The sequence below is a fragment of the Streptomyces venezuelae genome, assembly GCF_008642295.1.
Lineage (GTDB): Bacteria > Actinomycetota > Actinomycetes > Streptomycetales > Streptomycetaceae > Streptomyces > Streptomyces venezuelae_C.
Genome location: NZ_CP029190.1, coordinates 5,688,001 through 5,701,967, shown reverse-complemented (window position 1 = coordinate 5,701,967; position 13,967 = coordinate 5,688,001). Strand labels below are relative to the sequence as shown.

Genomic DNA, 13,967 nt, shown 5'->3' with positions numbered 1-13,967 from the left:
AGCGAGCCCAGACAAGCCGTGATCGCGGCCACCCCTGGTGGCCTCCATCACTAAGGGTTACCTAATTTATCTACGGAGAGTTATACGGAGGCCAGCACTCCGCTGTCAGCCGCCGTCCCCGCGAACGCCATTCACGCCCTTGCGCACCGCCCCCACCAGCAATCCTCCCCTCATGGAGTTTCCGGGCGCGCGGTGGCCCGAATTCCGGAAAAGATCACTGAACGCTGCTGGGCCATCCAGGATCAGAACCGCCGGAAGAGCGCCGTAATTGCGATCGAATACCGCCACCCCGCGGCCACCCCGCGACGGAGAGCCTCTTTCCGCGCTCCGTAGACTCACCCGCATGAGCAACGACCCCGCCGTGCAGATCCGCGGACTGGTGAAGCGGTACGGCGCCAAGACCGCGGTGGACGGCCTCGACCTCACCGTCGGCCGGTCCTCCGTCACCGCGGTCCTCGGCCCCAACGGCGCGGGCAAGACCACCACCGTGGAAACCGCCGAGGGCTACCTCCGCCCCGACGCCGGATCCGTCCGCGTCCTCGGCCTGGACCCGATAGCCGAGGCCGCCGCCCTGCGGCCCCGGATCGGCGTGATGCTCCAGTCCGGCGGGATCTACTCCGGCGCCCGCGCCGTCGAGATGCTCCGCCACATGGCAGGCCTGTACGCCGACCCGCTCGATGTGAACGGCCTGGTCGAGCGGCTCGGGCTGGGCGGCTGCGGCCGGACCCCCTACCGCCGCCTCTCCGGCGGCCAGCAGCAGCGCCTGGCCCTCGCCATCGCCGTGGTCGGCCGCCCCGAGCTGGTCTTCCTGGACGAGCCGACGGCCGGCCTGGACCCGCAGGCCCGCCGCGCCACCTGGGACCTCGTACGGGAACTGCGCGCCGACGGGGTGACCGTCGTCCTCACCACCCACCACATGGACGAGGCCGAGCAGCTCGCCGACGAGGTCGCCATCGTCGACGCCGGCCGGGTCATCGCCCACGGCAGCCCCGAGCAGCTGTGCCGGGGCGGCGCCGAGAACACCCTGCGCTTCACCGGCCGCCCGGCCCTGGACCTCGCCTCGCTGCTCAAGGCCCTGCCCGACGGAGCCAAGGCTGCCGAGCTCACCCCCGGTGTCTACCGGGTCAACGGCGATGTCGACCCGCAGATGCTGGCCACCGTCGCCTCCTGGTGCGCCCAGCACGGAGTCCTGCCGGACAGCCTCTCGGTGGAACGGCACACCCTGGAGGACGTCTTCTTGGAGCTGACCGGTAAGGAGCTGCGCGCATGAGCGCCGGTACGTTCACCCCCCGGCCGGGGGCCGCACCCGTGTCCCGGATGATCGCCGCGCAGACCGCGCTGGAGACCCGGATGCTGCTGCGCAACGGGGAGCAGCTGCTGCTGACGGTGATCATCCCGGCGCTGCTGCTGGTGCTGTTCTCCGCCGTGGACATCGTGGACACCGGCGCGGAGAAGCCGGTGGACTTCCTGGCCCCCGGCATCCTTGCGCTCGCCGTGCTGTCCACGGCCTTCACCGGCCAGGCCATCGCCACCGGCTTCGACCGCCGCTACGGCGTGCTCAAGCGGCTCGGGGCCTCGCCGCTGCCGCGCTGGGCGCTGATGGCCGCCAAGACCCTGTCCGTACTGGTCACCGAGGTACTGCAGATCGCCCTGCTGACGGTGATCGCGCTGGGCCTGGGCTGGTCCCCCCAGGGCAACCCGCTCGCCGTGGCGGCGCTGATCCTGCTCGGCACGGCGGCCTTCTCCGGGCTCGGCCTGCTGATGGCCGGCACCCTCAAGGCCGAGGCGACCCTGGCCGCCGCCAACCTCGTCTTTCTCCTGCTGCTGGTCGGCGGCGGGGTGATCGTGCCGCTGGACAGGTTCCCGGGGGCCCTCCGGTCTGCCCTGGAGCTGCTGCCGATCTCGGCGCTCTCCGACGGGCTGCGTGAGGTGCTCCAGCACGGCGCCCCGCTGCCCTGGGGCGCGGTCGCGGTGCTGGCCGGCTGGGCGGTGCTGGGCCTGGGCGCGGCAGCCCGGTTCTTCCGCTGGGAGTGAATCCCTTCCGTTGCACACGTCCCAGCCGCGAGGATGGACACCTCCACACATGACGTGACGCCGGGGGGCGGAGGCATGGCGCAGCGAGAGGCCGTTCTGCGGCTGGACGAACAGTGGGCACGGATCAGGTCGGGGGCCGCTCAGGCGGCTCCCGAGGAGGCGGACCGGCTGCTGGGCGAGCTGATCACCGCCCTGCGCGAGCCCGCCCGGACCGATCCCGACTGTGCCGCGCGGCTGGGTCTGCGGCTGGCCGACCTGGCCGGCCGGCGCTTCGGGCAGGGGGACCGGGCCGGGGCCCTGTCCGCCGTCGAGGAGGGCATGCGGCACGCCCAGCAGGCCGCGGGGCACTCCCCCGAATACGCCCGCTGGTACGCCAAGGGCCTGATCAACCAGGGTGTCTGGCTGGCCTGGCCGCTGAGCGACGGCCGGCGGCTGCCGCGCTATCCGCTGGGCACGGCCGCCGTCGAGGCGCCGAACCCGATGGAGCGGGTTGCCGGTGAGCGCGCCATCGACCTGACCCGGTCCGCGGTGGAGGTGTGGCGCGGCCTGGACCAGGCCGATCCGGTCAACCGGCGCGGCCTGGCCCAGGCCAAGGTCTTCCTCGGCGACCGGCTCGCCGAGCTCGGCTTCACCGAGGACGCGGTGGCCTGGGCGGTGGACGCGGAGAGCGACTTCCGCAGGCTGCTGCTGACCGGGCCGGACCCGGAGACCCGCCAGGAGGCCGAGGAGGTCCTGGACCACATCGGGCGCCAGCTGGAGCTGCGGCTGCGGTTCCTGTCCTTCGAGTCGCTGGTGCGGCTGCGCGGGGACGGGCTGCTGCCCGAGTCCCTGCTGCCGCAGGCCGTGGTGGCCGCCCGGATCCAGGGGGTGGAGCCGGCCGAGACGGCCGCCCGGCTGCTGCTCGATCCGGAACACGTGATGACGATGCTGGAGGTCACCCCGTGGCGGGCGGTGTGGCGGTTCGAGGTGCGGGCGGCCGACGGACTGTGGACCGTACTCGGGCATCCCTGGCATAGCGCAGCAGACGTGCGAAACAGGACAGCAGAGGACGTAGCGTCCGAACTCATCCACGGATTCACGGAGTCCGCGGACTGCCCGGAGCCCGGCGGGCATTGGCGGCTCCACATCTGGTGGCAGGAGGAAGGGGACTCGGCGGGCGCCCGGTTCCGCCTGCTCAGCAGCCCCGAAGCGGCGCCGTCGGGCCCGCCGGACGCCCCCTCGTGAAACTTTGCACAAGGGTTCGCCTACGATATGGGGCGTGTTGAACCCCCTCGCATACCTCGCCAGCCGCTGGACCCCGTCACCCCGGACCGTCCAGCGGGCCGCGCTCACCGCCCTCGTCATGACGGTGGTCATCGTCGTCACCGGCGGGGCGGTACGGCTGACCGGATCCGGTCTCGGCTGCGACACCTGGCCCAAGTGCACCGACGACAACCTCTTCGCGACCCCCGCTCAGGGGCTGCACGGGGCCATCGAGTTCGGCAACCGGATGCTGACGTACGTACTGAGCGCGGCCGTCGGCTGGTCGATCCTCTCGGCCCGCTCGGCCAAGCCGTGGCGGCGCTCGCTGACCCGGCTCGGCTGGACCCAGTTCGCACTGGTGCTCTCCAACGCCGTGCTCGGCGGCATCACCGTCAAGACCGGCCTCAACCCGTACAGCGTGGCCGGGCACTTCCTGCTCGCCACCGCGCTGATCGCGGTGACCACCCTCACCTGGCAGCGGGCCCGCGAGGGGGACTCCGCGCCGAAGCCGCGGGTTCCGGCACCGGTCCGCAAGCTGTCCTGGGCGCTGATCGCCACCACCTTCGTCCTGATCGCCGCGGGCACCGTGGTCACCGGGGCGGGTCCGCACGCCGGTGACAGCAGCGAGGTCGAGCGGATGGGCTTCGACTGGGCCACCACGGCCCATGTGCACGCCATCGCCGCCTGGCTGGTCTGCGCCCTCGCGGTGGCGATGTGGCTGGTGCTGCGGGTGGTCGACGCCCCGGTCGACACCCGGGCCCGGGCCCGCGACCTGCTGATCGTGCTGCTCGCCCAGGGCGGTATCGGGTACGTGCAGTTCTTCACCGAGCTGCCCGAGGTCCTGGTGGCCTCCCACATGCTCGGCTCGTGCCTGGTGTGGATCGCCGTGCTCCGGCTCGCGCTGAGCCTGCGCGAACGCCCGGTGGCGCAGGCGGAGATCCCGGCACAGAGCGACCCCGCGCTGTCAGCGGTCTAGCAGGACCGCGGCAGCGCTCTCGCCGGCCACGATCCCAGCCTCCCCGGTCCGCCCCAGCCGGTAGACCCGGCGGGCATTGCCCGCCGCGAGCATCCCGGCCACCCGCTCGGCGTCCCGCAGGGACCAGGCCCCGTCGGCCACCCAGCCGCCGAGCACCCGGCCCAGCGCCTCCCGGAACACCCGGGCCCCCACCACGTGCAGCTCCGGCAGCTGCCGGCCTCCGCTGGAGAACAGCAGCTTGCCGAACGGTGCGAGTTCGAGGAACTCGGCGAGCACCTCGGCGGCACGGGCCCCGGTGTGGGCGAGGGCCGGGCCCAGATCGGCGTACACGTGCGGGAACGCGGCGGCGAGATGGGCGGCCCGGCGGTGGTACGGATAGCCGTGCAGCAGCACCAGGTCCGTGCCGAGGCCGGCGGTCGCGCGGACGAAATCGGTGAGCAGCACCGGATCGGTCCGGTCGATCCGCTGGTACGGGTCCGCTGCCCCGGTGTGCAGTTGCAGCGGCAGCCGGGACGCCACGGCGCACCACAGCAGGTGCCGCAGCAGTACGGGATCCCGCACCGGCCCGCCCTTGGACCGCCCGGCCAGCCAGCGGCCGGCCGCCCGGCGGACCTCGCCGGCGCCGGGCGGCTCGGGGGCGAAGGCCAGCGCGGTGCCGTGGCCGGCGGCGGGCCCGCAGGTGAAGGCCACGGCGGTGACGGCGGCGGCGCTGACGGCCTCGGCGAGATTGCCGAGGAAGGCCTCGGCCGTGCCGGAGGTGTCGGCCACCTGCTCGGCCAGCAGCTCCAGCCGGACGATCTCGTACGCGGCGGCATCGGCGGTGGCGGCCAGCTCGGCGGGCGGGGTCAGATCCCCGGGCGGCCCGGTGTCGACGAGGTAGACCCCGACCCCGGCGCCGCGCAGGAGCCGCCGCCCGGCCTCGTACCCGCCCAGCTCGCGCCGTCGGGCGAGGTAGCGGGCGGGGGCGCAGTGGGCTTCCAGCCCGAGCAGCGGCGGACACCAGCGCCGGACGGCGAACCCGGCCTGGGTGTCGAAGAAGGTGGTCCCGGCGGCGGCGGGCCCCACGGACCGCCCGAGCCGGTCCTCGAAGGTGCCGAGCCCGAGCTCGGTGCGGAGCACCCCGTGGCAGTACTGGTCCACCAGGGGCGGCGTTTCGATCAACCGGTCGATCATCCGGACACCCCGTTGCGGACGGTGGACGGCACGCTTCTTCCACACGTCCTAACGGGTGACCCCCACGAGAGGTATTGCCACCACGCCGGCCGATCCGCCCCGCAGCCCACCCCGAGGCAAGGCCCGGAGCCGAGCGCTCCGGCGGCAACGCCGCCCGCCTGCGGCGAGCTCGGGCGCAGCCCGAGGGTGTGGTGTGCGGGGCAACCCGGAGCCGGACCCGGCCCAGCCCGCGAGCCCGGGCGGAGCCCAGGGCCAGCGGGGTACGGGGCAGCAGCCCCGAGCAGGTCCACGGGCCCGGGCGGAGCCCAGGGCCGGTGGGGTGCGGGGCGCCAGCCCCGGGCGGGGGCTGGGGCCGCAGGTCCCAGTTTCTGGGGGCACCTCCCAGCGGTAGCTGGGGGAGAAGGGGCGGGGTGGGGAAAGGCCCAGCGCAGCGCCCAGCCGAACTAGGCGGAGGCTTCCGGCTTCTTCGCCTCGGCCTCGGGCTCCGCAGCAGCGGCAGGCTCCGGCTTCGGCTCGGCAGCAGCCGACTCGGGCTCGGGCTTCGCAGCTTCGGCCGGCTTCGGCTCGGCAGCCGCGGCCGGTTCCGGCTTGGCCTCGGCCGGCTTCGGCTCAGGCTTCCCAGCAGCGGCCGGCTCAGGCTCCGCAGCAGCCGCCGGCTCCGGCTGCGCAGCCGCCGGCTCCGGCTCGGGCTTCGCAGCCTCGGCGGGCTTCGGCGCCGCAGCCGCCGCCGGCTTCGGCTCGGGCTTCGCAGCAGCCGCCGGCTCCGGCTCCGCAGCCGGCTCGGCCATCGCCGGCTCCGGCTCCGGCTCCGCCGCCGGTCCTGCCGTCCGGTTCGGCGTGCCGCCCAGTTGGATGCCCGCCATGCGGGTCCACTCGTACGGGCCGGTCCGGACCTTCGCCGCCATCTCGCCGTCGAAGGACTCCTGCAGCGTCAGTCCCGCCTTCTCCGCCGCCGCCTGCGCGACCTCGTACGTCGGCGCGACCAGATCGCCCCAGCCGCCGTCCTCGCCCACGAGGACGATGCGGGTGCCGCCCTGGCCGATGTACGCCAGCTGGCCCTCGGCCCCGCCGTGCTGCTTGCTGAACGCGCCGATCTGCCTGGCGAGCTTCGCCGCGGTGCGCTCCTGCTTCGTGTCTGCCATGGACCGCATGCTACCGGCGAGTAATCAACGGAGGAAGGGATCCACGGCCACGGCCACGAAGAGAAGCGACACATAGGTGATCGACCAGTGGAACAGGCGCATCTCCTTGAGCTTCGCGCCGGTCACCCCCGCCTTCGCCCGCGCCTGCAGCGCATGCGCCTCCCACAGCCACCAGCCGCCCGCGACCAGCGCCACCGAGGTGTAGAACCACCCGGTGTACCCCAGCGGGGTGAGCAGCAGCGAGACCGCGACCATCACCCAGCTGTAGAGGACGATCTGCCGGGCCACCACCTTGTTGCCCGCGACCACCGGCAGCATCGGCACGCCGACCCGCGCATAGTCCTCCTTCACCTTCATGGACAGCGGCCAGTAGTGCGGCGGCGTCCAGAAGAAGATGACCAGGAAGAGGATGACGGCGGCCCAGGACATCGAGTTGGTCACCGCGGACCAGCCGATCAGCACCGGCAGGCAGCCCGCGATGCCGCCCCAGACGATGTTCTGGGTGGTGCGCCGCTTCAGCAGCATCGTGTAGACGACGACGTAGAAGAGGAGTGCGCCGAGCGCGAGCGCCGCCGACAGCCAGTTCACCAGCAGGCCGAACCACAGCGTCGAGACCACCGCGAGGGTGATGCCGAAGACCATGGCCTCGGGCGGGCTGACCATGCCGGTCACCAACGGCCGCTGCGACGTACGGTCCATCAGCGCATCGATGTCACGGTCGATGTACATGTTCAGGGCGTTGGCGCCGCCCGCCGACAGGTACCCGCCGATGCACGTGGCGAGCACCAGCCACAGCGAGGGCACGCCCTGCTCGGCGAGGAACATCACCGGCACTGTGGTGATCAGCAGAAGTTCGATGATCCGCGGCTTGGTCAATGCCACGAAAGCCATGACCCGGGCCCCCAACGGCCGGTGACCGGGGCTCGTCCCGAGCACCCCCGCTGGACGGGATTCGACGGCCGTCACGCACACCCCTGACAGAGACTCCTGGCAAGCCCCGGACTCCGGTGAATTGGGCCTGGAGGTCCGGTGAAGACTTGCGCGTACCACGCCACTCTAGACGCTGCCCTTACGTGGCCCTGCGCGGGGGTCGCCCCGTGTTGGGCCGACCGTTGGACAGAGGTGACAGGGTAGTGACGGAGCGGAGGCACTCGAATAGCTGCACGCCGCGGCGAGGGTAGGCTCGGAAACGCGCCGGTGCACCGTTCGTCACCGGGACAACAGACATGTGGAGAGGAGCCCTGACTCACGGTGAGCACCAAGCCGACGACCACAGAGCTCGAGTGGACCGAACTGGACCAGCGGGCCGTTGACACCGCCCGGATCCTGGCCGCGGATGCGGTCCAGAAGGTAGGAAACGGCCACCCGGGCACGGCCATGAGCCTGGCCCCCGCCGCCTACACCCTCTTCCAGAAGGTGATGCGGCATGACCCGGCGGACCCGGAATGGGTGGGTCGCGACCGTTTCGTGCTCTCCGCCGGCCACTCGTCCCTCACCCTGTACACGCAGCTGTACCTGGGGGGCTTCGGCCTGGAGCTGGACGACCTGAAGGCGTTCCGTACCTGGGGTTCGAAGACGCCCGGCCACCCGGAGTACGGCCACACGGCCGGCGTGGAGACCACCACCGGCCCGCTCGGCCAGGGCATCGCCAACGCGGTGGGCATGGCCATGGCCGCCCGCTACGAGCGCGGCCTGTTCGACCCGGAGGCCGCCCCCGGCACCTCCCCGTTCGACCACATGGTCTACGCGATCGCCGGTGACGGCTGCCTCCAGGAGGGCATCTCGCACGAGGCGTCCGCGCTGGCCGGCCACCAGAAGCTCGGCAACCTGGTGCTGCTGTGGGACGACAACCACATCTCCATCGAGGGCGACACCGAGACCGCCGTCTCCGAGGACACCCTCAAGCGGTACGAGGCCTACGGCTGGCACGTCCAGCGGGTGGCCCAGCAGGCCAACGGCGACCTTGACCCGAAGGCCCTGTTCGAGGCCCTGCAGGCGGCCAAGGCCGAGACCGGCCGGCCCTCCTTCATCGCGGCCCGCTCGATCATCGCCTGGCCGGCCCCGCACGCCCAGGGCACCGAGGCCTCGCACGGCTCGGCGCTCGGCGACGACGAGGTGGCCGCCACCAAGCGCGTCCTCGGCTTCGACCCGGAGCAGACCTTCGAGGTCTCCGACGAGGTCATCGCGCACACCCGCAAGGCGCTGGACCGTGGCCGCGAGGCCAAGGCCGCGTGGGAGAAGGACTTCTCCGCCTGGCGCACCGCCAACCCGGAGCGCGCCGCCGAGTTCGACCGGATCCAGGCCAACGAGCTCCCCGCGGGCTGGGAGGACAAGCTCCCCGTCTTCGAGCCCGGTACCGGTGTCGCCACCCGCGCCGCCTCCGGCAAGGTGCTCCAGGCGCTCGGCGCGGTCATCCCCGAGCTGTGGGGCGGCTCGGCCGACCTGGCCGGCTCCAACAACACCACCATCGACAAGAACTCCTCGTTCCTGCCGAAGGGCAACCCGCTGCCGGAGGCCGACCCGTACGGCCGCACCATCCACTACGGCATCCGCGAGCACGCCATGGCCGCGGCCATGAACGGCATCGCCCTGCACGGCCACACCCGCATCTACGGCGGCACCTTCCTGGTGTTCTCCGACTACATGCGCAACGCCGTCCGGCTGTCCTCTCTGATGCACCTGCCGGTGACGTACGTGTGGACCCACGACTCCATCGGCCTCGGCGAGGACGGTCCGACCCACCAGCCGGTCGAGCACCTCGCTTCGCTGCGCGCCATCCCGGGCCTGAACATCGTCCGCCCGGCCGACGCCAACGAGACCGCCATCGCCTGGCGCGAGATCCTCAAGCGCCACACCAAGGTGTTCGGCAAGGGCGCCCCGCACGGTCTGGCGCTGACCCGCCAGGGCGTGCCGACGTACGAGCGCAACGAGGACGCCGCCAAGGGCGGTTACGTGATGTTCGAGGCCGACGGCGGCGCGCCGCAGGTCGTGCTCATCGCCACCGGCTCCGAGGTGCACCTGGCCGTGGACGCGCGCGAGCAGCTCCAGGCCGAGGGCATCCCGACCCGGGTGGTCTCGATGCCGTCCGTCGAGTGGTTCGAGGAGCAGGACGAGGCCTACAAGGCGACCGTTCTGCCGGCCTCGGTCACGGCGCGCGTCGCGGTCGAGGCGGGCATCGGCCTGACCTGGCACCAGTACGTCGGCGACGCCGGCCGGATCGTCTCGCTGGAGCACTTCGGCGCTTCCGCCGACGCCAAGGTGCTGTTCCGCGAGTTCGGCTTCACCGCCGAGGCAGTGGCCGCCGCCGCGAAGGACTCGCTCGCCGCCGCCGCGCGCTGACGCCCGTACCCCAAAGCACCAGTAGGAGATGCAATTCCCATGACAGACGCACTCAAGCGCCTCTCCGACGAAGGCGTGGCGATCTGGCTGGACGACCTGTCCCGCAAGCGCATCACGTCCGGCAACCTGGCCGAGCTGATCGACCAGCAGCACGTGGTCGGTGTCACCACCAACCCGTCGATCTTCCAGAAGGCGATCAGCAGCGGTGACGGCTACGAGCAGCAGCTCGCGGACCTCGCCGCCCGCAAGGTCACCGTCGACGAGGCGATCCGGATGATCACCACGGCGGACGTCCGCGACGCGGCCGACATCCTCCGCCCGGTGTTCGACGCGACCGACGGCCAGGACGGCCGGGTGTCGATCGAGGTCGACCCCCGGCTGGCCCACAACACCGTGGCCACGGTCGCCGAGGCCAAGCAGCTGGCCTGGCTGGTGGACCGCCCGAACACGCTGATCAAGATCCCGGCGACCAAGGCCGGCCTGCCGGCGATCACCGAGGTCATCGGCCGTGGCATCAGCGTCAACGTCACGCTGATCTTCTCGCTGGAGCGCTACCGCGAGGTCATGGACGCGTACCTGGCGGGTCTGGAGAAGGCCAAGGCCGCCGGCCTGGACCTGTCCCTGATCCACTCGGTCGCCTCCTTCTTCGTGTCCCGCGTGGACTCCGAGATCGACAAGCGCCTGGACGGCATCGGCACCGACGAGGCCAAGGCCCTCAAGGGCAAGGCGGCGCTCGCCAACGCCCGTCTGGCCTACGAGGCCTACGAGGAGGTCTTCTCCTCCGAGCGCTGGGCCGCCCTGGACAAGGCCCAGGCCAACAAGCAGCGCCCGCTGTGGGCCTCGACCGGCGTCAAGGACCCGGCGTACAAGGACACCCTGTACGTGGTGGACCTGGTCGCCCCGGGCACGGTCAACACCATGCCGGAGGCCACCCTGGAGGCCACCGCCGACCACGGCGAGGTCGCCGGCGACACGGTCCGCGGCACCTACGACCAGTCGCGCGCCGAGCTCGAAGCGGTCGCGAAGCTGGGCATCTCGTACGACGATGTCGTTCAGCTGCTCGAGGACGAGGGCGTCGAGAAGTTCGAGGCGTCCTGGAACGACCTGCTGAAGTCGACCGAGGCGGAGCTGGCGCGCCTCACCCCTGCGGAGGACTGAGCATTTTGTCAGTTAACGGAGCGAACAACCCGCTTCGTGACGCACAGGACCGGCGGCTCCCGCGTATCGCGGGGCCGTCCGGCCTGGTCATTTTCGGCGTTACGGGTGACCTGTCGCGCAAGAAGCTGATGCCCGCCATCTACGACCTGGCGAACAGAGGGCTGCTGCCACCGGGCTTCTCGCTGATCGGCTTCGCCCGCCGGGAATGGGAACACGAGGACTTCGCCCAGGAGGTGTACGAGGCCGTCAAGCAGCACTCGCGCACCCCCTTCCGGGAGGAAGTCTGGCAGCAGCTGGTCCAGGGCTGCCGGTTCGTCCAGGGCGACTTCGACGACGACGCCGCGTTCGAGACGCTCGTGGCGACGATCGAGGAGCTCGACAAGCAGCAGGGCACGGGCGGCAACTTCGCCTTCTACCTCTCCGTGCCGCCGAAGTTCTTCCCCAAGGTGGTCCAGCAGCTCAAGAAGCACGGGCTGGCGCAGAAGGAGGGCTCCTGGCGGCGTGCCGTCATCGAGAAGCCCTTCGGACACGACCTGAAGAGCGCCGAGGAGCTGAACAAGGTCGTCCACGAGGTGTTCCCCCGTGACGAGGTCTTCCGGATCGACCACTACCTCGGCAAGGAGACCGTCCAGAACATCCTGGCGCTCCGCTTCGCCAACACCATGTTCGAGCCGATCTGGAACCGGTCCTATGTGGACCACGTGCAGATCACCATGGCCGAGGACATCGGCATCGGCGGCCGGGCCGGCTACTACGACGGCATCGGTGCCGCCCGCGACGTCATCCAGAACCACCTGCTCCAGCTGCTCGCGCTGACCGCGATGGAGGAGCCCGGCTCCTTCCACCCCAAGGCGCTGGTGGCGGAGAAACTGAAGGTGCTGACGGCGGTGCAGCTGCCGGAGGACCTGGGCAAGCACACCGTGCGCGGCCAGTACTCGGGCGCGTGGCAGGGCGGCGAGAAGGTCGTCGGGTATCTCGAGGAGGACGGGATCGACCCGAGCTCCAAGACCGACACCTATGCGGCCATCCGCCTGGAGATCAACAACCGCCGCTGGGCGGGCGTCCCGTTCTACCTGCGGACCGGCAAGCGCCTGGGCCGCCGGGTCACGGAGATCGCGGTGGTCTTCAAGCGGGCTCCCTACCTGCCGTTCGAGTCGGGCGCGACCGAGGAGCTCGGGCAGAACGCCCTGGTCATCCGGGTCCAGCCGGACGAGGGCGTGACGGTCCGGTTCGGCTCCAAGGTCCCCGGCACCTCGATGGAGGTCCGGGACGTGACGATGGACTTCGCGTACGGCGAGTCCTTCACGGAATCCAGCCCCGAGGCCTACGAACGCCTCATCCTCGACGTCCTCCTGGGCGACGCGAACCTCTTCCCCCGCCACCAGGAGGTCGAGCTGTCCTGGAACATCCTCGACCCGATCGAGGAGTACTGGGACAAGCACGGCAAGCCCGCCCAGTACCCGGCAGGCACCTGGGGGCCGGTCGAGGCGGACGAGATGCTCGCACGAGACGGACGGAGCTGGCGGCGGCCATGAAGATCGATCTCACGGAGACCAACTCCAGCAAGATCAACTCCGCGCTGGTGCAGGCGCGCCGGGACATCGGCACGCCTGCCATCGGCATGGTGCTCACCCTGGTCATCGTCACCGACGAGGAGAACGCGTACGACGCGCTGAAGTCGGCGAACGACGCGTCCCACGAGCACCCCTCGCGGATCGTGGTCGTGATCCGGCGGGTCAGCCGCTCGCCGCGGTCGCGGCGGGACGCCCGGCTCGACGCGGAGGTCCGCGTCGGGACGGACTCCGGCACTGGCGAAACGGTTGTGCTGCGCCTGCACGGCGAGCTGGTCAACCACGCCGAGTCGGTGGTCCTGCCGCTGCTGCTGCCGGATGCCCCGGTGGTGGTCTGGTGGCCGCAGGACGCACCGACCGACGTGGCCGGCGACCCGCTGGGCGCGCTGGGCCAGCGCCGGATCACCGACACCTACGCCTGCGAGGACCCCATCGGGGCGCTCGGCAACCGGGCGGCGGCGTACGCGCCGGGCGACACCGACCTGTCCTGGACCCGGATCACCCCGTGGCGCTCGATGCTGGCCGCGGCGCTGGACCAGCAGGCACTGTCGGTGACCTCGGCCACGGTCGAGGGCGAGGACGACAACCCCAGCTGCGAGCTGCTCGGCATGTGGCTGGCCGACCGCCTCGAGGTCCCGGTGACGCGCATGCTGTCGCGGGGGCCGGGCCTGACGGCGGTCCGCCTGGAGACCAAGGACGGCGACATCGTCCTGGACCGGGCGGACGGCTCCCTGGCGACGCTGTGCATGCCGGGGCAGCCGGACCGGTCGGTGGCACTGAAGCGGCGGGAGACGGCGGAACTCCTGGCGGAGGAGCTGCGGCGACTGGACCCGGACAATACGTACGAGTCCGCGCTGAAGTTCGGGGTGGCCCGGCTGAACACGGCCAACCCGTCGAAGGCCGGCCCGGCCCCGGCGAAGCCCGACCCGGCCCCGGCCGTGGCCGACGCCACTCCGGCGCCGTCCAAGCCCGCCGCGAAGCCGGCGGCGGCATCCAAGAAAACCCCGTCCAAGTGACCCCCAGGCCCGCCGCCGCAGCCCCCGGGCTCCGACGGCGGGCCTTGCCCCACTCCCGGGGCTCCGCGCCCCGGTTGTGGGGCTGCGCACCGGCGGGGCCGCAGGCCGACCCGGTGCACGGCCCCGAAAGCGACCGGGCGCAGCCCCACACGGTCCGGGCCCGGCCCGGGTACCGGAGGGGTCCGGGGCACAGCCCCGAAAGCCACGCTGGGCAAAGCCCAAGCACCCCACCGGGCCGGGGCGCAGCCCCGAAGGCGGCGCCGGACGAGCTCCGCACCCCGCACCGGGTCCGGGGCACGGCCCCACACGGTCCGGG

The 13,967-nt window shown here is 71.9% G+C and carries 10 protein-coding genes and 1 pseudogene; 8 read left to right on the top strand and 3 right to left on the bottom strand.

The features are described from left to right. Positions 1-343: 343 nt before the first annotated feature. The 4 genes from DEJ50_RS25640 (at position 344) to DEJ50_RS25625 (ending at position 4,252) form a co-directional block, all read left to right on the top strand. Complete coding sequence (locus DEJ50_RS25640; protein WP_150210460.1) at positions 344-1,270, top strand: ABC transporter ATP-binding protein; 927 nt, start codon at positions 344-346, stop codon at positions 1,268-1,270. Beyond that, the gene (locus DEJ50_RS25635; RefSeq protein ID WP_150210459.1) at positions 1,267-2,034 is read left to right on the top strand and encodes an ABC transporter permease; all 768 of its coding nucleotides are present in this window, start codon (positions 1,267-1,269) and stop codon (positions 2,032-2,034) included. The genes DEJ50_RS25640 and DEJ50_RS25635 overlap by 4 nt, the downstream gene beginning before the upstream one ends. 75 nt (positions 2,035-2,109) lie before the next feature. Beyond that, a complete protein-coding gene (locus DEJ50_RS25630) occupies positions 2,110-3,258 on the top strand; it encodes a hypothetical protein (RefSeq protein ID WP_150210458.1) in 1,149 nt (382 codons plus the stop codon). Between the two features lie 4 nt (positions 3,259-3,262). Continuing rightward, positions 3,263-4,252 (top strand): COX15/CtaA family protein, encoded by a 990-nt coding sequence (locus DEJ50_RS25625; RefSeq protein ID WP_190344690.1) that lies wholly within the window; start codon positions 3,263-3,265, stop codon positions 4,250-4,252. On the opposite strand, the gene DEJ50_RS25620 is transcribed toward DEJ50_RS25625, so the two are convergent. From DEJ50_RS25620 to DEJ50_RS25610, 3 genes and pseudogenes are all read right to left on the bottom strand, one after another. Then, entirely contained in the window at positions 4,241-5,413 is a 1,173-nt protein-coding gene (locus DEJ50_RS25620) for an amidohydrolase family protein (RefSeq protein ID WP_150212359.1), read from the bottom strand. The genes DEJ50_RS25625 and DEJ50_RS25620 overlap by 12 nt on opposite strands. An 842-nt stretch (positions 5,414-6,255) precedes the next feature. After that, positions 6,256-6,567: pseudogene (locus DEJ50_RS25615) on the bottom strand (hypothetical protein); the annotation flags it as partial. A 24-nt stretch (positions 6,568-6,591) separates the two neighbouring features. Next, positions 6,592-7,533, bottom strand: coding sequence for a heme o synthase (locus DEJ50_RS25610; protein WP_150210456.1), 942 nt, complete (start codon positions 7,531-7,533; stop codon positions 6,592-6,594). A 285-nt stretch (positions 7,534-7,818) separates the two neighbouring features. Between DEJ50_RS25610 and tkt the strand changes: the two genes are divergently transcribed. From tkt to opcA, 4 genes are read left to right on the top strand one after another with little or no spacing between them, the layout of a single operon-like run. Continuing rightward, positions 7,819-9,906 carry a transketolase gene (gene tkt / locus DEJ50_RS25605; protein WP_150210455.1) on the top strand — a complete coding sequence of 696 codons (2,088 nt, stop codon included), beginning with the start codon at positions 7,819-7,821 and terminating at the stop codon, positions 9,904-9,906. 39 nt (positions 9,907-9,945) lie between these two features. Further along, complete coding sequence (gene tal / locus DEJ50_RS25600; protein WP_150210454.1) at positions 9,946-11,064, top strand: transaldolase; 1,119 nt, start codon at positions 9,946-9,948, stop codon at positions 11,062-11,064. A gap of 5 nt (positions 11,065-11,069) precedes the next feature. Next, positions 11,070-12,599, top strand: coding sequence for a glucose-6-phosphate dehydrogenase (zwf, locus tag DEJ50_RS25595; RefSeq protein ID WP_411757639.1), 1,530 nt, complete (start codon positions 11,070-11,072; stop codon positions 12,597-12,599). Next, a complete protein-coding gene (gene opcA, locus DEJ50_RS25590) occupies positions 12,596-13,651 on the top strand; it encodes a glucose-6-phosphate dehydrogenase assembly protein OpcA (protein WP_150210453.1) in 1,056 nt (351 codons plus the stop codon). Before zwf ends, opcA begins: the two co-directional genes overlap by 4 nt. Positions 13,652-13,967 lie beyond the last annotated feature (316 nt).